This window comes from Bacillus sp. FJAT-14266, assembly GCF_001719225.1.
Classification (GTDB): domain Bacteria; phylum Bacillota; class Bacilli; order Bacillales; family Bacillaceae; genus Bacillus; species Bacillus subtilis.
In genome coordinates, this window is record NZ_CP017072.1 from 2,003,251 (window position 1) to 2,028,014 (window position 24,764).

At 42.6% G+C, this 24,764-nt stretch carries 28 protein-coding genes; 27 read left to right on the plus strand and 1 reads right to left on the minus strand.

Annotated features, from left to right (window positions below; all coding sequences use genetic code 11):
• Positions 1 to 67: 67 nt before the first annotated feature.
• The 17 genes from BGM23_RS10605 to fni all read left to right on the plus strand — a co-directional run bounded on the left by BGM23_RS10605 (position 68) and on the right by fni (position 15,935).
• Positions 68 to 1,126: a YpbB family protein gene (locus BGM23_RS10605; protein WP_004398594.1), complete on the plus strand. Its 1,059-nt coding sequence runs from the start codon at positions 68 to 70 to the stop codon at positions 1,124 to 1,126.
• Entirely contained in the window at positions 1,119 to 2,609 is a 1,491-nt protein-coding gene (locus BGM23_RS10610) for a RecQ family ATP-dependent DNA helicase (RefSeq protein WP_015251799.1), read from the plus strand. Before BGM23_RS10605 ends, BGM23_RS10610 begins: the two co-directional genes overlap by 8 nt.
• Positions 2,610 to 2,635: 26 nt before the next feature.
• Positions 2,636 to 3,238, plus strand: a complete 603-nt coding sequence (locus BGM23_RS10615) for a CPBP family intramembrane glutamic endopeptidase (protein WP_038429217.1) — start codon at positions 2,636 to 2,638, stop codon at positions 3,236 to 3,238.
• Positions 3,189 to 3,926 carry a LysM peptidoglycan-binding domain-containing protein gene (locus tag BGM23_RS10620; RefSeq protein WP_046663505.1) on the plus strand — a complete coding sequence of 246 codons (738 nt, stop codon included), beginning with the start codon at positions 3,189 to 3,191 and terminating at the stop codon, positions 3,924 to 3,926. Before BGM23_RS10615 ends, BGM23_RS10620 begins: the two co-directional genes overlap by 50 nt.
• A gap of 62 nt (positions 3,927 to 3,988) precedes the next feature.
• Positions 3,989 to 4,432, plus strand: coding sequence for a YpbF family protein (locus BGM23_RS10625; RefSeq protein ID WP_014480147.1), 444 nt, complete (start codon positions 3,989 to 3,991; stop codon positions 4,430 to 4,432).
• An 85-nt stretch (positions 4,433 to 4,517) separates the two neighbouring features.
• Positions 4,518 to 5,297 (plus strand): metallophosphoesterase, encoded by a 780-nt coding sequence (locus BGM23_RS10630; protein ID WP_029726758.1) that lies wholly within the window; start codon positions 4,518 to 4,520, stop codon positions 5,295 to 5,297.
• Positions 5,298 to 5,455: 158 nt separating this feature from the next.
• On the plus strand, positions 5,456 to 6,040 hold the full coding sequence (locus BGM23_RS10635; RefSeq protein ID WP_003230533.1) for a genetic competence negative regulator: 585 nt from the start codon (positions 5,456 to 5,458) through the stop codon (positions 6,038 to 6,040).
• Positions 6,041 to 6,194: 154 nt separating this feature from the next.
• Positions 6,195 to 7,469, plus strand: a complete 1,275-nt coding sequence (gene gudB / locus BGM23_RS10640) for an NAD-specific glutamate dehydrogenase (RefSeq protein WP_003230536.1) — start codon at positions 6,195 to 6,197, stop codon at positions 7,467 to 7,469.
• Between the two features lie 108 nt (positions 7,470 to 7,577).
• Positions 7,578 to 8,552, plus strand: a complete 975-nt coding sequence (locus BGM23_RS10645; protein WP_029317974.1) for a YpdA family putative bacillithiol disulfide reductase — start codon at positions 7,578 to 7,580, stop codon at positions 8,550 to 8,552.
• 119 nt (positions 8,553 to 8,671) lie between these two features.
• Positions 8,672 to 9,328 carry a glutamic-type intramembrane protease PrsW gene (gene prsW, locus BGM23_RS10650; protein ID WP_003230542.1) on the plus strand — a complete coding sequence of 219 codons (657 nt, stop codon included), beginning with the start codon at positions 8,672 to 8,674 and terminating at the stop codon, positions 9,326 to 9,328.
• 138 nt (positions 9,329 to 9,466) lie between these two features.
• On the plus strand, positions 9,467 to 10,384 hold the full coding sequence (gene sleB / locus BGM23_RS10655) for a spore cortex-lytic enzyme (protein WP_014480142.1): 918 nt from the start codon (positions 9,467 to 9,469) through the stop codon (positions 10,382 to 10,384).
• A 34-nt stretch (positions 10,385 to 10,418) separates the two neighbouring features.
• The gene (ypeB, locus tag BGM23_RS10660; RefSeq protein ID WP_029726759.1) at positions 10,419 to 11,771 is read left to right on the plus strand and encodes a germination protein YpeB; all 1,353 of its coding nucleotides are present in this window, start codon (positions 10,419 to 10,421) and stop codon (positions 11,769 to 11,771) included.
• 93 nt (positions 11,772 to 11,864) lie between these two features.
• On the plus strand, positions 11,865 to 12,518 hold the full coding sequence (dgrA, locus tag BGM23_RS10665; protein WP_038427785.1) for a cyclic di-GMP receptor DgrA: 654 nt from the start codon (positions 11,865 to 11,867) through the stop codon (positions 12,516 to 12,518).
• Positions 12,519 to 12,562: 44 nt separating this feature from the next.
• Complete coding sequence (locus tag BGM23_RS10670) at positions 12,563 to 12,739, plus strand: YpfB family protein (RefSeq protein ID WP_003230553.1); 177 nt, start codon at positions 12,563 to 12,565, stop codon at positions 12,737 to 12,739.
• Between the two features lie 78 nt (positions 12,740 to 12,817).
• Entirely contained in the window at positions 12,818 to 13,492 is a 675-nt protein-coding gene (cmk, locus tag BGM23_RS10675; RefSeq protein ID WP_024572170.1) for a (d)CMP kinase, read from the plus strand.
• 232 nt (positions 13,493 to 13,724) lie between these two features.
• Positions 13,725 to 14,873, plus strand: a complete 1,149-nt coding sequence (rpsA, locus tag BGM23_RS10680) for a 30S ribosomal protein S1 (protein ID WP_014477197.1) — start codon at positions 13,725 to 13,727, stop codon at positions 14,871 to 14,873.
• A 12-nt stretch (positions 14,874 to 14,885) separates the two neighbouring features.
• Positions 14,886 to 15,935, plus strand: coding sequence for a type 2 isopentenyl-diphosphate Delta-isomerase (gene fni, locus BGM23_RS10685; RefSeq protein ID WP_046663913.1), 1,050 nt, complete (start codon positions 14,886 to 14,888; stop codon positions 15,933 to 15,935).
• A 42-nt stretch (positions 15,936 to 15,977) separates the two neighbouring features.
• Here the strand turns inward: fni and BGM23_RS10690 are convergent, their stop codons facing one another.
• On the minus strand, positions 15,978 to 16,109 hold the full coding sequence (locus tag BGM23_RS10690) for a YpzI family protein (protein WP_010334754.1): 132 nt from the start codon (positions 16,107 to 16,109) through the stop codon (positions 15,978 to 15,980).
• A 77-nt stretch (positions 16,110 to 16,186) separates the two neighbouring features.
• Between BGM23_RS10690 and BGM23_RS10695 the strand changes: the two genes are divergently transcribed.
• From BGM23_RS10695 to folE, 10 genes are all read left to right on the plus strand, one after another.
• The gene (locus BGM23_RS10695) at positions 16,187 to 16,786 is read left to right on the plus strand and encodes a YphA family membrane protein (protein ID WP_032726048.1); all 600 of its coding nucleotides are present in this window, start codon (positions 16,187 to 16,189) and stop codon (positions 16,784 to 16,786) included.
• A complete protein-coding gene (locus BGM23_RS10700; RefSeq protein WP_003230562.1) occupies positions 16,783 to 17,676 on the plus strand; it encodes a YIEGIA family protein in 894 nt (297 codons plus the stop codon). Before BGM23_RS10695 ends, BGM23_RS10700 begins: the two co-directional genes overlap by 4 nt.
• Entirely contained in the window at positions 17,673 to 17,867 is a 195-nt protein-coding gene (locus BGM23_RS10705; RefSeq protein WP_014480135.1) for a capping complex subunit for YIEGIA, read from the plus strand. Before BGM23_RS10700 ends, BGM23_RS10705 begins: the two co-directional genes overlap by 4 nt.
• A gap of 153 nt (positions 17,868 to 18,020) precedes the next feature.
• Entirely contained in the window at positions 18,021 to 19,331 is a 1,311-nt protein-coding gene (der, locus tag BGM23_RS10710; RefSeq protein WP_014480134.1) for a ribosome biogenesis GTPase Der, read from the plus strand.
• A 17-nt stretch (positions 19,332 to 19,348) separates the two neighbouring features.
• A complete protein-coding gene (locus BGM23_RS10715; RefSeq protein WP_029726764.1) occupies positions 19,349 to 20,386 on the plus strand; it encodes an NAD(P)H-dependent glycerol-3-phosphate dehydrogenase in 1,038 nt (345 codons plus the stop codon).
• A 339-nt stretch (positions 20,387 to 20,725) separates the two neighbouring features.
• Entirely contained in the window at positions 20,726 to 20,929 is a 204-nt protein-coding gene (locus tag BGM23_RS10720; RefSeq protein ID WP_004399143.1) for a DUF2768 domain-containing protein, read from the plus strand.
• 21 nt (positions 20,930 to 20,950) lie between these two features.
• Positions 20,951 to 21,685, plus strand: coding sequence for a hypothetical protein (locus BGM23_RS10725; RefSeq protein WP_015714176.1), 735 nt, complete (start codon positions 20,951 to 20,953; stop codon positions 21,683 to 21,685).
• A gap of 180 nt (positions 21,686 to 21,865) precedes the next feature.
• Positions 21,866 to 23,344 (plus strand): stage IV sporulation protein A, encoded by a 1,479-nt coding sequence (gene spoIVA, locus BGM23_RS10730; RefSeq protein ID WP_003230572.1) that lies wholly within the window; start codon positions 21,866 to 21,868, stop codon positions 23,342 to 23,344.
• Positions 23,345 to 23,717: 373 nt separating this feature from the next.
• Positions 23,718 to 23,996, plus strand: coding sequence for a non-specific DNA-binding protein Hbs (gene hbs, locus BGM23_RS10735; RefSeq protein ID WP_003153447.1), 279 nt, complete (start codon positions 23,718 to 23,720; stop codon positions 23,994 to 23,996).
• A 187-nt stretch (positions 23,997 to 24,183) separates the two neighbouring features.
• Positions 24,184 to 24,756: a GTP cyclohydrolase I FolE gene (folE, locus tag BGM23_RS10740; RefSeq protein WP_003225516.1), complete on the plus strand. Its 573-nt coding sequence runs from the start codon at positions 24,184 to 24,186 to the stop codon at positions 24,754 to 24,756.
• The last annotated feature ends 8 nt before the right edge of the window (positions 24,757 to 24,764 follow it).

Sequence of the window (24,764 nt, forward strand, 5' to 3'; positions counted from 1 at the left end):
TGTGAAATCTGTTAAAATAAAAAGAGCAAATCAACGATTTTTGTCAGGAAGAATGTAGGTGGATAGGTTGTCATTAAATTACTTCGATATTATGGTTCTCGATTGTCTTTGCAAAATAAACGGGGAACGGTCGGGAAGCGCTGTTTTTCACCTATTCAAAGGCAAGAGATCGTCACAGACCATTCAAGATGCCGGCTTATTTCAGACTGCAAAATACTTTGGAATGGCGGCAAAATGTTCGAGAAGCGATATTTCTGCGTCGCTTGACAAGCTTGAAAAGCATTCATATCTCGCGCCAATGTCTGAATCAGATACATACAAAGTGACAGCCAGCGGCGCAGCAGTTTTGAGACATGCCCTTAGCGAGCGGCCTTGGCCCGTTCATTGTCACGGCGCTCATTATCAGCAGGCTGCCGGCGTGCTTTGGAAAAGGCTTTCGCTGCTTGTGCAGGTCCTATCCCATAAACAGCAAGGGAGCAGGCAGTATATCCCTGTCACAAAGGATCATAAGACACTTCACTGGGTAAAGAAATACCTGTCCCGGCATACGGATCATATAGAGATGGCAAAAAGCCTTTTTGCCATGCTTGAGGCGCATTTGAAAAAGATTGAAAACAAAGCAGCGCAAATTTTTGTCTACTCCTTAACCTCGCACCATCGGATCGGTTATACGAGCAGGCAGCTTGCTGATACGCTGAAAGAAGACGAATGGTATGTCTATATCATGTTTTGGGCTTCGGTACATTATTTTATTCATTCTCTTCCGGAGTGTGAAGATGCTTTGTTAAAGGATCTCCTTTCTGATGTGCACTTAGATAATGCCCTGACAGAGTCGACGAGGAAAACATGGCAGATGGTCAAACAAGGGTTTCCGATACAGCGAATTGCTGAAATCAGAAAGCTGAAAACAGCGACGATTGAAGACCACATTGTCGAGATTTCTCTCCATGAGCCTGCGTTTATGATTAATGACTATGTATCAGCAGAAGACCAGCTTCAAATCGCAGAGTTTGCCAAACGGATGCGGACGAATAAAATCAAACAAATTCGCGACGGGCTGGAACAGCGGTTCAGCTACTTTCAAATCAGACTGGCATTGACAAAGCAGGTGCAGCAATATGACTAAATTACAGCAAACGTTATATCAGTTTTTTGGTTTTACTTCCTTTAAAAAAGGGCAGCAGGACATTATTGAAAGCATACTCAGCGGGAAGGATACCATTGCAATGCTCCCGACTGGGGGAGGGAAATCGCTTTGCTACCAGCTGCCTGGTTATATGCTTGACGGCATGGTATTAATCGTTTCTCCACTGCTTTCTTTAATGGAGGATCAGGTGCAGCAGCTCAAAGCCCGGGGGGAAAAGCGTGCTGCAGCTTTGAACAGCATGCTTAACAGGCAGGAAAGACAATTTGTTTTAGAACATATTCATCGATATAAATTTTTGTACTTGTCTCCTGAAGCTTTACAGTCTCCATATGTATTGGAAAAATTGAAAAGCGTCCCGATCAGCCTATTTGTTATTGACGAAGCGCATTGTATTTCTGAATGGGGACACGACTTCAGGCCTGATTATTCAAAGCTCGGACAGCTGAGAAAAAAACTTGGACACCCGCCCGTTCTGGCATTGACCGCCACGGCTACAAAGGAAACGCTGCAAGATGTCATGAACCTGCTGGAGCTGCAGCATGCTGTACGCCATCTCAACTCAGTCAACCGCCCAAACATCGCACTGAGGGTTGAAAATGCGGCGGATACTGCCGAAAAAATAGATAGGGTCATTCAGCTGGTTGAAAACCTGCAAGGTCCGGGAATTGTTTATTGTCCAACACGGAAATGGGCCGAGGAATTAGCGGGTGAAATTAAAAGCAAAACGAGCAGCAGAGCCGACTTTTACCATGGCGGTTTGGAGTCAGGGGACAGGATTTTAATTCAGCAGCAGTTTATTCATAACCAGCTTGATGTGATATGTTGTACGAATGCGTTTGGAATGGGTGTCGATAAACCTGATATCAGATATGTGATTCATTTTCATCTCCCGCAGACGGCAGAAGCTTTTATGCAGGAAATCGGCAGAGCGGGCCGTGATGGAAAGCCGAGTGTCAGCATTTTGCTGCGGGCGCCAGGGGATTTTGAATTGCAGGAACAGATTATCCAAATGGAGAGTGTCACAGCTGAAGAAATCGCCGACGTAATCCGTGTGCTAGAGAAGACGGAGGAGCGGGATGAGAGAAGGCTGCGTGACGTATTACTTCAGTATGGCGTCGGAGAGACACAGGCCCGTATGATGATTCATCTCTTTATGCAGGGAAAAACATCAGTTGAACTGATGAAGAAAGAAATTTCATATCGCATGGAGCTGAAGCTGGAAAAAATGCACCGTGTATCATTTTTGCTTCAGCGTGACGGCTGTTTAAGGCAGGCACTGTTAACCTACTTTGATGAATCATACGAGCCTGATGACGGAAACCTCCCGTGCTGTTCACATTGCGGTTTTGATTTATCCTTGTATGAACAAAAAGGGGAACGGAGTAAAATGGCGCCATTAGACAGCTGGAGTTCGGAATTGCACCGGATATTCAGCTTGCAGACTGTAGGTGAGCTGAACTGAAACAGCAAAAAGATTATATTCAGCATATGACTGACCATGATATGCTGAAGCAGTTATATTTGACGCAGCTACTCATCATCTTTGCCGCTGCTGCAGCAGGACTGTTCTTTTTTGAGGATGTACGGGACGTATTAAAGCTCTGGGACATTCGCGATATGCGAATCATCTGGTATGGTGTTTCTATAGCTGTTATTGTTATTTTAGCCGATATGGCAGTAATGAAATGGTTTCCGTCTCATTTATATGATGACGGCGGAATCAATAAAAAAATATTCAGTAAGAGGTCAATCCCTCATATTATATTTTTAACGCTTCTGATTGCTTTCGCGGAAGAAATGTTATTCAGAGGAGTGCTGCAGACTCATATCGGTTTATGGGCGGCCAGCCTTATATTTGCCGCTCTGCACTTTCGGTATTTGTCAAAATGGCTGTTATTTATTATGGTGACAGCAATCAGCTTTTTGCTCGGTCTGATGTATGAATGGACCGGCAACTTATTTGTTCCGATGACGGCGCATTTTATCATTGATGCCGTGTTTGCCTGTCAGATTCGTTTTGAACATGTGAGGAGGGATAAACATGACGAACATGTCGAGAGTAGAGAGAAGAAAAGCCCAGAATCTTTATGAAGATCAAAACGCCGCATTGGCGGACGATTATGTCGATGATGGAGAAAGCCTTCCGACAAGACAATCTGTAAAAAATCAAAGAGAACAGAAAAAAAAGCAAGGCAAAACAAAAACGCCATTATTCACAGTACTCGCAGTAATATTTGTATTTGTGCCGGTTATCGTTTTAGTCACCTTATTTTATCTAAAGAGCCACCCGGATAATCATGACGATTATGAAGATGTTTTTATTGACAGCAGCCAAAGCAAATATGAGGTTGTCCCGAAATCAGAGGATAAAAACGATACCGCAGACACTAAAGAGACCGCACTGCAGAAGGAGTCAAAAAAAGAGCCTGAAGATTCCAAGCCAAAAGAGCCGGCAAAAACCGCTGATGATAAGAAACAGACTGCTGTAGCAGAAAAAGAAGACTCGGCAAATAAGGAGGAAGCAACCGCCGCGGCTGCTTCCTCTTCCCAATCAACAGTACAACAGCAAGAACAGCAACAGCAGCCGGCTGAGCCAGTTCAAAATGTGCCGAATCGCGTTGTCAAGCACACCGTCCAAAAGAAAGAAACGCTATACCGCATTTCCATGAAGTATTATAAAAGCCGGACAGGAGAAGAAAAAATTCGAGCGTATAATCATCTGAATGGAAATGATGTTTACACCGGACAAGTTTTGGACATCCCTTTAATGGATGAATAGGGTATTATTTTTATTTTACGTTCATATATTGTAGCAATGAAAATGGACAAGGTGTGAAGCGTATGGAATCCTTATGGAATCAGCTGGATCAGTTTACAGACGCGCCGACCAAACAGATGCTCCAAGCGCTTGTAAAACGAAAACAAAAATTCGAAAATTATGCAGCACAATGCCGCAGATGGCGATGGGCTTCACTTATCTGCCTAGGCTTATTATGTGTTATGATCATGAGCAAAAGCCCGGAGCCTCAGCTTATACTTCAAGAAATACTCAGCCATACCTTTTATTTATTTTGGATGCTGGCAACCGCTTTTGCCTACTGCACTTCATATTATTTCAAGAAAAAGGAAGAAAAATCCGAGACCGATTTCCATAAACTGAGATGTGAAATTATTCAGAAAAGCACTGATCTCTGGCCGCAGCCCGATAAATGGAAGGCGAGAGAGTCTGTTTTTCATATGATGAAGCACAAATATGACATTAATCTATATTTTGAAAGTAAATAAAATGGGGCGTTTTCTCAAACGATAGAAACGTCTTTTTTTATTGTCCGTCTTATTGATAAGTTCTAAAAAGAATGGAGAGTTTTTTATGAAGCTATCAGTGAAAATTGCCGGTGTACTAACTGTTGCGGCAGTGGCAATGACGGCAAAAATGTATGCAACAGCAAAAGGCAATCATTTGAAGACACATACGTTTCCTTTATCAAAGATGAAGGGCAAGCCGCCTCTGACAATCTTTTTTATTTCAGACATTCACAAACGTCTCATCGATCAAGACCTTTTAGAAAAAGCGCGAAGCCATGCCCCCCACTTGGTTATAATCGGCGGTGATTTAGCTGAGGGCGGGGTGCCCAGTGCGAGAATCGAGGAAAACATCAAAAGGCTCGTACATTTCGGGGTCCCTATCGTGTTTGTGTGGGGGAATAATGATTATGAAGTCAGGCAGCATAAGCTGTATTCCATATTTAAAGCGCACGGCGTCATCACTCTGAGAAATGAGTCAGTCCCGTTTTCATACAATGGGCATACGATTGCGATTGCGGGGGTTGATGATATCAGGATGGAGATGGATCATTATGAGGAAGCCATCAAAGAACTTGATGAAAGCCAGCTGAATATTCTGGTTTGCCATAATCCGGAGATTCATGAACAAATCAATGAAGATGACGGTATTGATGTGATACTCAGCGGACATACCCATGGAGGCCAGATCAGGTTTGGAAAATTCGGCCCTTATGAACTGGGGAAAACAGGTATTGTTAAAAACGCAGCATATCTGATCAGCAACGGCTACGGCACGACAAAAGTGCCTCTTCGTTTAGGTGCTGAGCCTGAAACTCACATTGTGACTCTTTGCGGGCCAGAATAACTTCTAAAAAGCAAAAATCCGTATGGCAATAAAAACTGCATTGTGCTTGTCTTACTAGTGAACTCAGTGTAAACTGATAACAATTAAGAACCTATGACTCATCATCTCATATAATGTGTTATATGATTTGTGTGCAAGTAGAGGCAGGAGGGAACGTTATGCGGCTTGAGCGTCTGAATTATAATAAGATCAAAATCTTTTTAACCCTCGATGATTTGACAGACCGGGGATTGACAAAAGAAGACCTCTGGAAGGACTCATTTAAAGTCCACCAGTTATTTAAAGATATGATGAATGAAGCAAATACAGAGCTCGGCTTTGAAGCGAATGGACCGATTGCAGTGGAAGTGTATTCTCTCCAAGCACAAGGGATGGTCGTGATTGTAACAAAGAACCAAGACGCCGATTCAGAAGACGATGAGTATGATGATGATTACATCGAAATGCAAGTCAAGCTTGATGAAAGCGCGGACATCATATATCAATTCCATTCCTTTGAAGATATCATTCAGCTTTCAGAAAGCTTACAGCGAATCGGTATCACAGGGGGAACTGTCTACCACTATGACGGGCAGTACTTTTTAAGCCTTGAAGATCTAGGGTCACATACGGCTGAAGGGGTTGTGGCGGTTCTGGCTGAATACGGCAATCCGACAACTTTAACGATTTATCGCCTGCAAGAGTATGGTAAGCTCATTATGGACGGTAATGCCGTAGAAACGATACAAACTCATTTTTCATAAGAATGAAACGGGAAACTGCTGATTTCAGCAGTTTTTTTCGTTAAAAAACATGGAAAAACATAACGTTTATTCTATGCACAGATCATATGAAGGTGTATACTATTCTCTGAAAGGGAGCATGTGAGAAACAGAAGATTCTAGGAGGTTAACTCAAATGGCAGCCGATCGAAACACCGGTCATACAGAAGAGGACAAACTTGATGTATTAAAATCAACCCAAACCGTAATACATAAGGCTCTGGAAAAATTGGGATATCCCGAAGAGGTATACGAATTGTTAAAAGAGCCGATGAGATTATTAACGGTAAAAATACCTGTTCGTATGGACGACGGTTCAGTAAAGATTTTCACAGGATATCGTGCGCAGCACAATGACTCTGTCGGTCCAACGAAAGGCGGGATACGTTTTCACCCGAACGTAACAGAAAAAGAGGTGAAGGCGCTTTCAATTTGGATGAGTTTAAAATGCGGCATAATTGATCTTCCATATGGCGGTGGTAAAGGCGGAATTGTTTGTGATCCAAGGGATATGTCGTTTAGAGAGCTGGAGCGTCTGAGCAGAGGGTATGTCAGAGCGATCAGCCAAATTGTCGGCCCGACAAAAGACGTGCCGGCACCGGATGTATTTACAAACTCACAAATCATGGCTTGGATGATGGATGAGTATTCAAGAATTGATGAATTTAATTCGCCTGGATTTATTACAGGCAAACCGCTTGTGCTTGGCGGATCTCACGGGAGAGAATCTGCGACAGCAAAAGGTGTTACCATCTGTATTAAAGAAGCGGCTAAGAAGAGAGGCATCGATATTAAAGGTGCCCGTGTCGTTGTCCAAGGCTTCGGAAACGCGGGAAGCTATTTGGCAAAATTTATGCATGATGCAGGGGCAAAAGTTGTCGGCATCTCAGATGCGTATGGCGGACTTTATGATCCGGAAGGCCTTGATATCGATTATTTACTCGACCGACGCGACAGCTTCGGTACCGTAACAAAGCTTTTCAACGATACCATTACCAACCAAGAGCTGCTGGAGCTGGATTGTGATATTCTCGTTCCTGCTGCGATTGAAAATCAAATTACAGAAGAAAATGCCCATAATATCCGGGCTAAAATTGTCGTTGAAGCAGCGAATGGGCCAACAACGCTTGAAGGAACAAAGATTCTTTCAGACCGGGACATTCTGCTTGTACCAGACGTGCTGGCAAGTGCCGGTGGCGTAACAGTTTCTTATTTTGAATGGGTTCAGAATAACCAAGGCTTCTACTGGAGTGAAGAAGAGGTAGAAGAAAAATTAGAAAAAATGATGGTCAAATCATTTAACAATATTTATGAAATGGCTAACAACCGAAGAATTGACATGAGGCTCGCTGCATATATGGTCGGCGTTCGCAAAATGGCTGAAGCTTCGCGTTTTAGAGGCTGGATATAAGTTGATGATTTGCATAAAAATAAAAAATCTCCTATGATAAAATAGGAGATTTTTTTATTCGGAAATAGAAAATATGAAGTGAAATGCCAATCGCAGGAGTTGACAGAAATGATTCAAGAAAAAGCAATTATTATAGGCGGAGGACCTTGTGGACTATCTGCTGCCATTCACCTAAAACAAATTGGCATTGATGCCCTCGTCATTGAAAAAGGCAATGTCGTTAACAGTATTTACAATTATCCGACGCATCAAACCTTTTTCAGCTCAAGTGAAAAGCTCGAAATCGGAGATGTCGCATTTATTACAGAGAACAGGAAGCCTGTCAGAATCCAGGCTTTATCGTATTACCGTGAAGTCGTTAAACGGAAAAACATCCGTGTTAATGCGTTTGAAATGGTGCATAAAGTGACGAAAACGCAAAAAAACACATTCGTTATTGAGACGTCAAAAGAGACCTACACGACGCCATATTGTATCATCGCCACAGGCTATTATGATCATCCAAACTATATGAATATACCCGGTGAGGATTTGCCGAAAGTATTTCATTATTTTAAAGAAGGCCACCCGTATTTTGATAAAGATGTTGTTGTTATCGGCGGGAAAAATTCAAGCGTGGACGCCGCCCTTGAACTCGTGAAATCTGGGGCGCGTGTCACAGTTTTATATAGGGGCAATGAGTATTCTCCAAGCATTAAGCCGTGGATTCTGCCGGAATTTGAAGCTCTCGTCAGAAACGGTACAATCCGTATGGAATTTGGCGCTTGTGTCGAAAAAATCACCGAGGATGAAGTTGTGTTTCGCTCCGGAGAGAAAGAACTCATTACCATTAAAAATGATTTTGTATTTGCCATGACAGGCTATCATCCTGATCATCAATTTCTAGAAAAAATTGGTGTTGAAATTGATAAAGAAACAGGGCGTCCATATTTCAACGAAGAAACGATGGAAACGAACGTTGAAGGTGTCTTTATTGCCGGTGTTATTGCTGCGGGAAACAATGCAAATGAAATATTTATTGAAAACGGCAGGTTTCACGGGGGGCATATCGCAGCGGAAATCGCCAAAAGAGAAAACCATTAAAGATGAGGAGCATATGATGCATTCGTATGCTCTTTTTGTTTTTTTAAGTGCAGACAGATGTAAAATTTTAAACAACATGGTAGGATAGACGTAGGAATATAAAGGAAAGAGGTTGCCTGATGTTTGCAATCATCTCTGCAGGAATTGCCCCCGGCATAGCGTTATTAAGTTATTTTTATTTAAAAGATCAGTATGATAATGAACCTGTACATATGGTGCTACGGTCGTTTTTTCTCGGGGTTGTTCTTGTATTTCCCATCATGTTTATCCAGTATGTACTTGAAAAAGAGAATGTAGGAGGCGGAAGCTTTTTCGTTTCTTTTTTATCTTCGGGGTTTTTGGAGGAATCATTAAAATGGTTTATACTGATGATCAGTGTCTACCCGCACGCCCACTTTGATGAGCATTATGACGGGATTGTGTACGGTGCAAGTGTATCACTCGGTTTTGCAACCCTCGAAAATATTCTTTATTTAATTGGCCACGGCGTGGAGCATGCGTTTGTCAGGGCGCTGCTGCCTGTTTCATGCCATGCCTTGATTGGCGTTATAATGGGATTTTACCTTGGAAAAGCCCGTTTTTCCGCTGATAAGGCGCGTGTAAAGTGGCTTACTCTTTCTTTAGTTGTCCCATCCCTTTTGCATGGATCATATGATTTTATCCTAACAGCGCTTAGCAATTGGATTTATTATATGCTTCCATTTATGGTATTTTTATGGTGGTTTGGTTTGCGTAAAGCGAAAAAAGCCCGTTCCGTTAATATGATGCAAGTATAGAAGCCGCACAGCAACCGTGCGGCTTTTTTGTGTGCAGTTTTTATGTTCTGAGGGATAACAAGGAAAGAGTGTATAAAAATAACCTCGTTACAGAAAATACGATTACACTTAAAAATTTGCAGTAGGAGGCTTGAAAAGATGAAGTCCAAAGGATCGATTATGGCATGTCTCATCCTTTTTTCCTTTACAATAACGACGTTTTTCAATACTGAAACCATCTCTGCCTTTTCGAATCAGGTCATTCAAAGAGGGGCAACCGGGGACGATGTGGTCGAACTTCAGGCGCGTCTTCAATACAACGGATATTATAACGGAAAAATTGACGGGGTTTATGGATGGGGGACGTACTGGGCAGTTCGAAATTTTCAGGATCAATTCGGGTTAAAAGAGGTTGACGGCCTTGTAGGAGCTAAAACAAAGCAAACCTTAATATGTAAATCAAAATACTATCGTGAATATGTCATGGAACAGCTCAATAAAGGGAATACATTCACGCATTACGGAAAAATTCCGCTAAAGTATCAGACGAAACCATCAAAAGCAGCAACACAAAAGGCAAGACAACAAGCAGAAGCACGGCAGAAACAGCCTGCGGAAAAAACAACGCAGCAGCCTAAAGCGAATGCGAATAAACAGCAAAACAATACACCAGCAAAAGCAAGAAAACAGGATGCGGTAGCAGCGAACATGCCTGGCGGATTTTCCAACAACGATATCAGGCTGCTTGCTCAAGCGGTTTATGGCGAAGCCCGGGGCGAGCCGTACGAGGGGCAGGTTGCTATTGCAGCAGTCATTTTAAACCGTTTGAACAGCCCGTTATTTCCAAATTCAGTAGCGGGGGTTATTTTTGAGCCGCTTGCCTTCACAGCAGTAGCTGACGGACAAATTTACATGCAGCCGAATGAAACGGCCCGAGAAGCAGTGCTGGATGCCATCAATGGCTGGGACCCATCAGAGGAAGCACTTTACTACTTTAATCCGGATACGGCTACAAGTCCGTGGATTTGGGGGCGTCCGCAGATTAAAAGAATCGGTAAACACATTTTCTGTGAGTAGCAGATATGAGAAAGCATAAAAAGAGGTGTGATAAATGATCAGAGGAATTTTAATCGCCGTGCTTGGTATTGCAATAGTCGGTACAGGCTACTGGGGATACAAAGAACACCAGGAAAAAGACGCAGTTCTTCTTCATGCTGAAAATAACTATCAGCGGGCGTTTCATGAGCTTACCTATCAGATGGATCAACTTCATGATAAAATCGGAACAACACTTGCCATGAACAGCCAAAAATCACTGTCGCCTGCATTGATCGATGTGTGGAGGATTACATCAGAAGCTCATAACAGTGTCAGTCAGCTGCCGCTTACATTAATGCCGTTTAATAAAACTGAAGAGCTATTATCAAAGATCGGCGATTTCAGCTATAAAACGTCAGTCAGAGATTTGGACCAAAAGCCGCTTGATAAAAACGAGTATACATCACTAAATAAGCTATATCAGCAGTCCGAAGATATACAAAACGAATTGCGTCATGTTCAGCACCTTGTCATGAGCAAAAACCTTCGCTGGATGGACGTAGAAATGGCCTTGGCTTCTGACGAAAAACAAAGTGATAATACGATTATCAACAGCTTTAAAACAGTCGAAAAAAATGTTGGTGCATTCTCCACTGGCACTGATCTTGGTCCGAGTTTTACCAGCACGAAAAAAGAAGAGAAAGGCTTCAGCCATCTGAAGGGAAAACAAATTTCTGAACAGGAAGCAAAACAAATTGCTGAGCGCTTTGCCCCAGATGACAATTATTCAATTAAAGTGGTAAAGAGCGGAAAAAAAACAAATCGCGATGTATATAGCATCAGCATGAAAGATCCAGACCATAAAGCAGTGATTTATATGGATATTACGAAGAAGGGCGGGCATCCGGTATACTTGATCCAAAACAGAGAAGTGAAAGATCAGAAAATCAGTTTAAATGACGGATCGAACCGAGCGCTTGCATTTTTAAAGAAAAACGGATTTGAAACAGATGATTTGGAAATTGATGAAAGTGCGCAATATGATAAAATCGGTGTATTTTCATATGTTCCTGTTGAAAATAAAGTCCGGATGTACCCGGAGGCAATTCGTATGAAAGTGGCCTTGGATGACGGTGAGGTTGTCGGCTTTTCAGCAAGAGACTTCCTCACATCTCACAGAAAAAGAACCATACCTAAGCCTGCAATTACTGAAGCAGAGGCAAAGTCTAAATTAAATAAAAATGTACAAGTGAGAGAAACAAGGCTCGCTTTGATTACAAATGAACTAGGTCAAGAAGTGTTATGCTACGAAATGCTTGGGACAATTGAAAATGACACATTCAGAATGTATATCAATGCCAAAGACGGATCGGAAGAAAAGGTTGAAAAACTAAAAAATGCAGAACCTATATATAAAGACCTATAAAAAACAGGAGGAAAGGACTAAATGTCTTTTCCTTTTTTTCATTACGTGCTTTAATAAAAACGTGAGTATATTGAATGCGAAAGAGTGAAGTCGATGATAGAGATTGGAGAAAATGTACTTTTAGAATATATAGAAGAAAATGAATTGAAAAAGGCAAAAAGCAAGGCGGTCAGCATTGAAAACAATGAACTTTTGATCGCGTATCCTGTTGATATAGTTACAGGGCGAACTGTGATTTTACATAACGATATGGAAGTAACGGTAGAGTTTGTGGGAAAAGACGAAGTTCCTTATCGCTTTACAAGCCGTATAAAAGGTAAAGTGAAGGACAAACTTCAAATGATCTGTCTTGAAGTGCCTCCACGTGAAAAAATGAAAAGAATCCAGCGCCGCCAATATGTAAGAACTGATGCGGTATTAGATGTGCAAATTCAGCCGGGAAATGAAGAAGAGATCCGCACACTATCCTATAACATCAGTGCAGGCGGCATCGCCGTGGTTTTAGCTGATGGCCTTTCTTTTCAATCGGGGGAATCATTGCGCCTGATCATCCGTCTTCCTGAAGAGGAGCACACACGTCAAATAGAAACAGAAGCAGTTGTCAGACGAATCTTTAATGACCCCAAGTCAGAAAAACGAAAAATGACTTTAGAGTATTCAGAAATTGCAGCAGGTGACCAGCAGGCTTTGCTTCAATACTGCATCAGGCGCCAGTTAAATAAGAGAAGAAAGGCCCGAATGGAATAAACATCGGCAAACACTTCCATACTATTTGTAATGGAGGTGCTCCAATGAAAACATTTGAACGGCTGCTGATCAAATTATTGTTCATTCAGGCCATCATTTTACTTGGTGTCCAATTTCTTTTTCACTATCAGCATATTGAACCATACGTATCAAAAGTGATTCAATATGAAGGGGTGGATAAAATGGAGGAAAACAATAGGATTGAAACCTTCAAACATTAATTATTCATCAATTTTTCACCCTTTTTCATAAAGTTCGTGATACAATCCATAGAGGAGAAAAGAGCAAGGAGAGGAATTATGGAAAAGAAATTATCGATTGCAATCGACGGCCCGGCAGCTGCGGGGAAAAGCACCGTTGCCAAAATTGTGGCTGAGAAAAAATCGTACATATATATTGATACAGGAGCGATGTATCGGGCGATTACGTACGCGGCTTTACAGGAAAACGTTGATTTGACAGATGAAGAAAAACTGGCTGAGCTGCTAAAGCGGACAGACATTGAGCTGATTACAACAAAAGATGGACAAAAAGTGCTTGTAAACGGCACCGATGTAACTGAGGCGATCAGAACAGATGAAGTCAGCAACCAAGTTTCAATTGCGGCCAAGCACAGAAGTGTCAGAGAAGAGATGGTGAAACGCCAGCAGCAGCTTGGGGAAAAAGGCGGCGTCGTCATGGATGGTCGTGACATCGGGACGCATGTGCTGCCAAATGCAGAAGTAAAAATCTTTCTTTTGGCATCTGTGGAAGAGAGAGCGAAACGTCGTTATGAAGAAAATGTGAAAAAAGGCTTTGATGTCAACTTCGAAACATTAATTGAGGAAATTGCAAGAAGAGACAAGCTTGATTCAGAGCGCGAAGTATCTCCGTTGCGTAAAGCAGAAGACGCTCTTGAAATCGACACGACATCGCTTTCCATTCAAGAGGTAGCTGATAAAATCCTCGAGGCTGTGGAGCAAAAGTCCCGCTGAGGATGGCAAATGCCACTTTTTTTGAATTTTTCAACGAAGATAGAATGTTATTGCTTGACAAACCTGTCCTTTTATTAGAAGTTAATACTAATAAAACTTTTTATTGATCATTCAAAAAACTTTTTTGGATGATTCTTTAATACATATTCGGCTAAAAGCGGGCATGTTATATGTTCAGCTTTCAAACCGTTTTAATTAAGCTGTGTAGGTTTGGACCAAGGAGGTTATTCAAATGACAGAGGAAATGAATCAAATTGATGTTCAAGTGCCAGAGGTTGGAGATGTAGTTAAAGGGATTGTGACAAAGGTAGAGGACAAACATGTAGATGTAGAAATCATCAATGTTAAACAATCCGGTATTATTCCAATCAGTGAATTATCAAGTCTTCATGTAGAGAAAGCATCGGATGTTGTTAAAGTAGACGACGAGCTTGACCTGAAAGTAACAAAAGTGGAAGACGATGCTTTGATTTTATCTAAACGTGCTGTTGATGCAGACCGCGCTTGGGAAGACCTTGAGAAAAAATTTGAAACAAAAGAAGTGTTTGAAGCTGAAGTGAAAGATGTCGTGAAAGGCGGCCTTGTCGTTGATATCGGCGTTCGCGGTTTTATTCCGGCATCACTTGTTGAAGCACATTTCGTTGAAGACTTCACTGACTATAAAGGAAAAACACTGTCACTGCTCGTTGTAGAGCTTGACCGTGATAAAAACCGCGTGATCCTTTCACACCGTGCTGTTGTTGAAAGTGAGCAAGCGAATAAAAAACAAGAACTTCTTCAGTCTCTTGAAGTTGGAAGTGTACTTGATGGCAAAGTACAGCGCCTGACTGATTTTGGCGCGTTTGTTGATATTGGCGGCATTGACGGACTTGTACACATTTCACAGCTTTCCCACTCTCATGTAGAGAAGCCGTCTGACGTTGTTGAAGAGGGACAAGAAGTAAAAGTGAAAGTGTTATCGGTTGACCGTGATAATGAACGTATTTCTTTATCGATCAAAGATACACTGCCTGGACCTTGGAGCCAAATCGGCGAAAAAGTGAAGCCTGGCGATGTGCTTGAAGGAACTGTACAGCGTCTTGTAAGCTTCGGTGCCTTTGTTGAAATCCTTCCAGGTGTTGAAGGTCTCGTTCATATTTCTCAAATTTCCAATAAACACATCGGCACGCCGCATGAAGTCCTTGAAGAAGGACAGACTGTAAAAGTGAAGGTACTTGATGTGAATGAAAATGAGGAGCGCATTTCATTAAGCATGCGTGAACTTGAAGAAACGCCTAAAGCTGATCAGGAAGATTACCGTCAATATCAAGCGAAGGAAGAAACAAGCACTGGCTTCCAGCTTGGAGATCTGATCGGAGATAAGCTGAATAAACTAAAATAATTGGTGATAAACGTGACTCGAGCAGAACGAAAAAGACAACACATCAATCATGCCTTGTCCACCGGCCAGAAGCGGGAAACAGGTCTTGATGATATTACGTTTGTTCACGTCAGTCTGCCCGATCTTGCATTAGAACAAGTAGATATTTCCACAAAAATCGGCGAACTTTCAAGCAGTTCGCCGATTTTTATCAATGCAATGACTGGCGGCGGCGGAAAACTTACATATGAGATTAATAAATCGCTTGCGCGAGCGGCTTCTCAGGCTAGAATTCCCCTTGCTGTGGGATCGCAAATGTCAGCATTAAAAGATCCATCAGAGCGTCTTTCCTATGAAATTGTTCGAAAGGAAAACCCAAACGGGCTGATTTTTGCCAACCTGGGAAGCGAGGCAACGGCTGCTCAGGCAAAGGAAGCCGTTGAGATGATTGGAGCAAACGCACTGCAGATCCACCTCAATGTGATTCAGGAAATTGTGATGCCTGAAGGGGACAGAAGCTTTAGCGGCGCATTGAAACGCATTGAACAAATTTGCAGCCGGGTCAGTGTACCGGTCATTGTGAAAGAAGTCGGCTTCGGTATGAGCAAAGCATCAGCAGGAAAGCTGTATGAAGCTGGTGCTGCAGCTATTGATATTGGCGGTTATGGGGGAACAAATTTCTCGAAAATCGAAAATCTCCGAAGACAGCGGCAAATCTCCTTTTTTAATTCATGGGGCATTTCGACAGCTGCAAGTTTGGCGGAAATCCGCTCTGAGTTTCCTGCAAGCACCATGATCGCCTCTGGCGGTCTGCAAGATGCGCTTGACGTGGCAAAGGCAATTGCGCTGGGGGCCTCTTGCACCGGAATGGCAGGGCATTTTTTAAAAGCGCTGACTGACAGTGGTGAGGAAGGACTGCTTGAGGAGATTCAGCTGATCCTTGAGGAATTAAAGATGATTATGACCGTGCTGGGCGCCAGAACGATTGCCGATTTACAAAAGGCGCCCCTTGTGATCAAAGGTGAAACCCATCATTGGCTCACAGAGAGAGGGGTCAATACATCAAGCTATAGTGTGCGATAAATGATAAAAGCCCAAAACCATATGTGGTTTGGGCTTTTTGTATTATGATTTTCGCTTTTTGAATTTTCCGTTTTGTTCAAGGCTTGTCGCCCCGTCATAGTGAATGGACTGGTCGCGGTCTGATTCGACTCTGCCTGAAGCTTTGAGTTTTTTCTCTTGTCTGTCTTTTCCCATGATCATACTCCTTAATGTGAGATCGATTGTTTAAAAAATGTGCTTGAACTCCATACTGGGAATATGGAGGAAGTAAAATGGAACAATTTTATTACTATTGGTCAATGTGGTTTCTGTGGGTTTTGACAACATTTATTTTTGAAAAGACGAAAAGACGAATTGCCGTCTCTGTCTTTATTTTAACTAATATTATTCTAAGCATACATGACATTGCTTTATATTTTTCCCTGAATGCTGCATATATGATGTTTTTCGTTTGCGGATGTGTCTATGCCGGGTATTTGGGAATGTATCGTTTTCGTTACATCATGGTCTATCTGACGCTTGTTGCCGCGTATGCGTTTGTTTATCTTTTTGCATTATATGACCCGGTTTGGTTCATCATAAAACCTGAGTGGGCTGCTGTTATATTAATAGTGCTTTTAACAGCTTCTGTTGAAAGGAATTTTGAGAAGCAGCTTGTCTTATTTGTCCTAGGGATGTGCCAAGGCGAACTGGTGTATTCATTTGTGATCCAGAAGTTGGCCGGGGCTATGGCTGTCGGCGGCTTTCAATGGCTGAATGCGTGTTCTGCGGGGATGATATTGCTGTTTGGCATATCTAAATACGAACACCTCGCAAGCCAGATTGGTCAGAAAAGCAAAAGATCAAACAAAGGAGCTACCAAAATGTCATGAGTGATTACATCTATCCGATTATTGCTGGGGTCATTGCCGGAATTGCGACAAGGCTTTATATGCTGAAAACGGATTACCGCCAGTATCCGACCTATGTTCATGGGAAAGTGATTCACATCGCACTGGGGTTGATAGCGGCTGGTTTAGGTGCAATTATTATGCCGGCGCTTTTGCAGGAGGAATTTACGGCCATCACATTTTTAACATTGGCAGCGACGCAATTTAGAGATGTCCGAAACATGGAGCGGAACACATTGACGCAAATGGATTCGTATGAACTTGTCTCAAGGGGAAGCACATATATTGAGGGGATTGCCATTGCGTTTGAAAGCAGAAATTATATTGTGATCTTTACAGCGCTTTTGACAACCTCTGCGTATGTGTTTTTATCCATCTGGGCTGCTGTCATAGCGGCTGTCGTTTGTTTTTTACTGGCTATGAAGTTTATGTCGGGCAGTGTGTTGAAGGATATTGTAGATATCGAGTACATAAAGCCGCGCTTTGACGGTCCTGGGCTGTTTGTTGATAATATTTATATGATGAATATCGGGCTTCCAGAGAAACAGGAACTGATTTTAAAGCATGGCATGGGCTTTATTTTGACGCCGAAAAACTTTAATTCAGCAGCGACGATAGCAAATTTAGGGCAGCGTCAGGCCATTTTATTTGATGTTTCCAATGTGCTCGGGGTTTATCGGGATTCAGGAGAGCCATCTTTGACACCAATTGCAAAACGGGATTTAAATGATGGGAGAGTGGCAGTATTTGTTCTCCCGCAAATTCACCATCCCGAAACGGCTGTTCAAATTATTAGCAATGTTCCAACCCTGGAAAATGCGATTAGAATGCCGACTGAATTTATCAAGAATCAGGATAAGGTGATAGGATGAGTGAATCTCTTACGAAAGTGATTTTGTCTGTAATCACGACAAATCCAAACCGGGTTGCAGGGGGAGCACCTGTCTTTTTTTGCAATGACCAAAAGGAGATGGAGCTTTTCGCTAAAAATCTTGAGGCGATCCTTGATGGAATAGCTCACAGAATCGGAGATGACGTGTATTTGATCGTGAAACATTTTTAAGAATAGTTGTGATCCCAGTAAAAACTGATATAATAAATGAGTTAAGCCCTTCCTCTGAAGGGTTTCTTTTCATAAAAGTGAATGAAATGAATTTAATAACCGGTTGAAAATTTATGTAAAAATGAAAGCGGCTGGATTGAAAGGAAGGGTACTATGGGTAAACCTGTCGTAGCCATTGTCGGGAGACCAAATGTAGGAAAATCCACAATCTTTAACCGGATTGCGGGAGAAAGAATTTCAATAGTAGAAGATACCCCTGGCGTGACAAGGGATCGGATATACAGCTCGGCTGAATGGCTGAATTATGATTTTAATTTGATTGATACGGGCGGTATTGATATCGGTGATGAGCCGTTCTTAGCGCAGATTCGCCAGCAGGCTGAAATCGCCATGGATGAAGCGGATGTGATTATTTTTATGGTGAACGGCCGTGAAGGCGTGACAGCTGCTGATGAAGAAGTGGCGAAAATTTTGTACCGCACAAAAAAGCCTGTTGTTTTAGCTGTTAATAAACTGGATAACACAGAAATGAGAGCGAATATTTATGATTTTTATTCGCTAGGCTTTGGCGAGCCGTATCCAATTTCGGGAACACACGGACTCGGACTGGGTGATTTACTGGATGCCGTTGCAGAGCATTTTAAAAACATTCCAGAAACGAAATACAATGAGGAAGTTGTTCAATTCTGTCTGATCGGACGTCCGAATGTCGGAAAGTCTTCACTTGTGAACGCAATGCTCGGCGAAGAACGCGTTATTGTCAGCAACGTGGCTGGAACGACAAGAGATGCTGTTGATACGTCATTTACTTACAACCAGCAGGAGTTTGTCATTGTCGATACTGCAGGTATGCGAAAAAAAGGAAAAGTCTATGAAACGACTGAGAAGTATAGTGTACTGCGGGCGCTGAAAGCGATTGACCGCTCAGAAGTCGTGGCGGTTGTGCTGGATGGCGAAGAAGGCATTATTGAACAGGATAAGCGCATCGCCGGCTATGCACACGAAGCGGGCAAGGCCGTCGTCATCGTCGTAAACAAATGGGATGCTGTTGACAAAGATGAGAGCACGATGAAAGAATTTGAAGAAAATATTCGCGATCATTTTCAATTTCTGGATTATGCGCCAATCCTATTTATGTCTGCCTTAACGAAAAAACGGATCCATACGCTGATGCCTGCGATTATCAAAGCTAGTGAAAATCATTCACTACGAGTTCAAACAAACGTCTTAAATGATGTCATCATGGACGCTGTGGCAATGAATCCGACACCGACTCATAACGGTTCTCGTTTGAAAATTTACTATGCGACTCAAGTGTCGGTAAAGCCGCCAAGCTTCGTTGTGTTTGTAAACGATCCGGAATTGATGCATTTTTCATACGAACGGTTTTTAGAAAACCGAATCAGAGACGCGTTCGGTTTTGAGGGGACACCAATCAAAATATTTGCAAGAGCTAGAAAATAAAAAGGTGTGAAGCAAATATGAAAAAAGTCACAATGCTCGGAGCGGGGAGCTGGGGAACAGCACTGGCTTTAGTGTTAGCTGATAATCATCACGATGTAACCATGTGGGGGCACCGTGCAGATCTGATCCATCAAATCAATGATCAGCATGAAAATAAAGATTATTTGCCGAACGTCAAGCTTCCAGAATCTATAGAGGCAACAACGGATATGAAAGAAGCTGTTTCAGACGCGGATTTCATTATCGTTGCTGTTCCAACAAAAGCAATTCGGGAAGTGCTGAGACAGGCTGTCCCTTTTATAACGAAAAAGGCAGTCTTTGTTCATGTCAGCAAGGGTATCGAGCCAGATTCACTTCTGCGCATTTCTGAAATTATGGAAATTGAGCTCCCGAGTGATGTCAGAAAAGATATCGTTGTTCTTTCTGGCCCGAGTCATGCGGAAGAAGTAGGGCTGCGGCACCCCACAACTGTTACTGCATCTTCAAAGAGCATGAGGGCAGCAGAAGATGTGCAGGATCTATTTATTAATCACAATTTTCGGGTGTACACAAATCCTGACATTATCGGAGTTGAAATCGGAGGGGCTTTAAAGAATATTATTGCCCTTGCTGCAGGAATTACGGATGGTTTAGGGTACGGCGACAATGCCAAAGCTGCTTTGATTACACGCGGACTTGCCGAAATCGCGAGACTTGGAACGAAAATGGGCGGAAATCCCTTGACGTTCTCTGGATTGACAGGAGTAGGTGATCTGATTGTGACGTGCACAAGTGTTCATTCCAGAAACTGGCGTGCGGGCAATTTGCTCGGAAAAGGGTACAAGCTTGAAGATGTTCTTGAAGAGATGGGAATGGTAGTCGAAGGCGTTCGCACGACGAAAGCGGCTTACCAACTTTCGAAGAAATATGATGTTAAAATGCCGATTACAGAAGCTCTCCATCAGGTCCTATTCAACGGACAAAAAGTGGAAACCGCTGTTGAATCTTTAATGGCGAGAGGGAAAACCCACGAGATGGAGGATTTGGTAAATACGTTTGAAAATCAAGTGAAGTAAAAGTGTCAATCGTATGATGAAACGCATATCTTAATTGAACGAAAGCCCGAAAAACAGAAGAACATCCAAGTCTTGGGATCTCCTGAAACATTTTGCCGATTTAGGCAATAGAGGATGCATCTGTATGCCAAGTCGCATACTATAGCATCGAAGTCCAAGAGAGTGTTTCTTAAACGTGCAGGTGAATATAGTCAAGTTGACTGAAGCGAAGGTCCCCCTCTTTGCTTCAGTTTTTTTTCGTTCTATCAAAGGATGGAAAATCTGGTTGATCTTTTCCGGCGCTGTATATTAAAATATAATATAACGCTTACATCATACATATCGGGGAGGCGCACGTCATTGAATCTGGCATTGATGAAAATGTGGTTTGCTCTAGGGTCCATGGGTCTGATGTTTCTGGCTGTAGCTTCCATCTATTTAAGCCGCTTTAAGTGCCAAAACCGTTTTTTGAAGATTGCGATTTCATCATTCGCATACATGTGTATGCTCATATCTGGAATTATTGTGTTTGTCGTGGTTTTTAGCGGCCCTGTCAATGAATAAAGCTGTAAAAGGAAGTGCTGTATGGGTAAACTGAAGTGCGCAATCATTTTTGCGGCAGTCGTGTTTTTATCCGGATGTTTATATCCAAATGAACGGAAAAGCAGTGTGCATGCCATTCCTTATCAAGACCAGCTAAAGCAGGTTCAATCTGCTGTTGATGAATTTCAAAAGGCAAATGGAGGGCTGCTTCCTATTCAAACCAAAGATATGTCGACACCGCTATATCAAAAATATCCGATAGACTTTAACCGGTTAGCGCCCAGATACATAGCTGAACCTCCAAGTACGGCATTTGAAAGCGGGGGAGACTATCAATACGTGCTTGTTGACGTAGAGAACGATCCGACTGTTAAATTAATTGATCTAAAGATGGCAGAAAAAATTCGCGATGTGAAATTGCGCATCCAAATGTACCGTCAGGAGCATCAATATCCGCCTTACAAGGATGTGCTATCTCGTGATTTATTTACACTTGATGAGAAGAAGCTTGGGGATGGAAGCTCTCTTACAGTGACAAGCCCAATCTCAGGGAATTCCTTGCCGCTTATGATTGACGGAGACGGAGAAATATATGCCGATTACCGGACTGAGCTGGCTTCTTGCCTCAAAAAAAGCAAGAAAACGTTTAAACCCGGGACTGAAATCCAGGATATGATTTGGCAGGAAACCCCCTTTGTCCCCGCGTTTTCTGTAAAATATACGGTAAATGACAAACAGGAACCTGTTTTTTTAGAAAATGATATGAAAAAGGAATGAACCTTTCTCCCTTGCATACAAATAGGGAGAAAGGTTTTTTTATATTAATAGATTGAGGATGAGAAATTTTCTAAAGATGTCATATTCAAATAGGACAACGTCATACACATATAGTGTCCTGTGTTTGATTGAAAGAGCTTAATAAAATTGAAAAGGATAGGAAGTCCGGGAGGGGATCACTTGGAAAAGGTCGATATTTTCAAGGATATCGCTGAACGAACAGGAGGCGATATATACTTAGGAGTCGTAGGTGCTGTCCGTACAGGAAAATCCACGTTCATTAAAAAATTTATGGAGCTTGTGGTGCTCCCGAATATCAGTAACGAAGCAGACCGGGCCCGAGCGCAGGATGAACTGCCGCAGAGCGCAGCCGGCAAAACCATTATGACTACAGAGCCTAAATTTGTTCCGAATCAGGCGATGTCTGTTCATGTGTCAGACGGACTCGATGTGAATATAAGATTAGTAGATTGTGTAGGTTACACAGTCCCCGGGGCTAAAGGATATGAAGATGAAAACGGGCCGCGGATGATCAATACGCCTTGGTACGAAGAACCGATCCCATTTCATGAGGCTGCTGAAATCGGCACTCGAAAAGTCATTCAAGAACACTCGACCATCGGAGTTGTCATTACGACAGACGGCACCATTGGAGATATCGCCAGAAGTGACTATATAGAGGCTGAAGAAAGAGTCATTGAAGAGCTGAAAGAGGTTGGCAAACCTTTTATTATGGTCATCAACTCAGTCAGGCCGTATCACCCGGAAACGGAAGCCATGCGCCAGGATTTAAGCGAAAAATATGATATCCCGGTATTGGCAATGAGTGTAGAGAGCATGCGGGAATCAGATGTGCTGAGTGTGCTCAGAGAGGCCCTCTACGAGTTTCCGGTGCTAGAAGTGAATGTCAATCTCCCAAGCTGGGTAATGGTGCTGAAAGAAAACCATTGGCTGCGTGAAAGCTATCAGGAGTCCGTGAAGGAAACGGTTAAGGATATTAAACGGCTCCGGGACGTAGACAGGGTTGTCGGCCAATTCAGCGAGTTTGAATTCATTGAAAGTGCCGGATTAGCCGGAATTGAGCTGGGCCAAGGGGTGGCAGAAATTGATTTGTACGCGCCTGATCATCTATATGATCAAATCCTAAAAGAAGTTGTGGGCGTCGAAATCAGAGGAAGAGACCATCTGCTTGAGCTCATGCAAGACTTCGCCCATGCGAAAACAGAATATGATCAAGTGTCTGATGCCTTAAAAATGGTCAAACAGACGGGATACGGCATTGCAGCGCCTGCTTTAGCTGATATGAGTCTCGATGAGCCGGAAATTATAAGGCAGGGCTCGCGATTCGGTGTGAGGCTGAAAGCTGTCGCTCCGTCGATCCATATGATCAAAGTCGATGTCGAAAGCGAATTCGCCCCGATTATCGGAACGGAAAAACAAAGTGAAGAGCTTGTACGCTATTTAATGCAGGACTTTGAGGATGATCCGCTCTCCATCTGGAATTCCGATATCTTCGGAAGGTCGCTGAGCTCAATTGTGAGAGAAGGGATTCAGGCAAAGCTGTCATTAATGCCTGAAAACGCACGGTATAAATTAAAAGAAACATTAGAAAGAATCATAAACGAAGGCTCTGGCGGCTTAATCGCCATCATCCTGTAATACCGGTAGACCTCTTTATAGAATGGGAGGTCTTTTTTCTTTGTTCTTAATAATGGAAAAGGATCAAGGAATAGGATGAAAAAAGGAAAAAAAGGAATATTTGTTCGGTAAATCACCTTAAATCCTTGACGAGCAAGGGATTGACGCTTTAAAATGCTTGATATGGCTTTTTATATGTGTTACTCTACATACAGAAATTCTTCACTTTGTTGGACAAACATTCCTCAGAGTGCAGTTTTTCTTAAAAAGCCGTTTAATTGTCTTTCTCTTACTTGCTCTCATTTTTTTCTGAGACAGGTTTAGAATCAGACTGAACTGTGAAGAAATGATAATAAACGAACTGAATGTATCCTTTTGGGAGGAGGTGAAAGGCATGAACAAAACAGAACTTATCAATGCGGTTGCAGAAGCAAGCGAATTGTCTAAAAAAGACGCTACAAAAGCAGTTGACTCTGTTTTTGATACGATCTTAGATGCACTTAAAAACGGTGATAAAATCCAACTGATCGGTTTTGGTAACTTCGAGGTGCGTGAACGTTCTGCACGTAAAGGACGCAATCCTCAAACAGGTGAAGAAATCGAAATTCCAGCAAGCAAAGTACCTGCTTTCAAACCAGGTAAAGCGCTTAAAGACGCAGTTGCCGGAAAATAATTGTGAATATAGATCGTGTATGCATCTAGCTTACATACACTTTATTTCTTCACAGAAAAGCCCCTTTCTAAGGGGCTTTTCATATTTCAAGAGCATGGGCTTCCTGACAGGGCATTCACTTTGCTTTTAGCGGGGCATATGTGCTAGAATCGAAATTAAATGTATTCATTGGTGGAGGACATAGAACATGAAAGAAGTTAATAAAGAGCAAATCGAACAAGCTGTTCGTCAAATTTTAGAAGCGATCGGAGAAGACCCGAATAGAGAAGGGCTTCTTGATACTCCGAAAAGAGTCGCAAAGATGTATGCCGAAGTATTCTCCGGCTTGAATGAAGATCCAAAAGAACATTTCCAGACTATCTTCGGTGAAAACCATGAGGAGCTTGTTCTTGTAAAAGATATCGCGTTTCATTCTATGTGTGAGCATCACCTTGTTCCCTTTTATGGGAAAGCACATGTTGCATATATCCCGCGAGGCGGAAAGGTCACAGGACTCAGCAAACTGGCCCGTGCCGTTGAAGCCGTTGCAAAGCGCCCGCAGCTTCAGGAACGCATCACTTCTACAATTGCAGAAAGCATCGTAGAAACGCTTGATCCGCATGGCGTAATGGTAGTGGTTGAAGCGGAACACATGTGCATGACGATGCGCGGTGTAAGAAAACCGGGTGCGAAAACTGTGACTTCAGCAGTCAGAGGCGTTTTTAAAGATGATGCCGCTGCCCGTGCAGAAGTATTGGAACATATTAAACGCCAGGACTAATAAAGAAG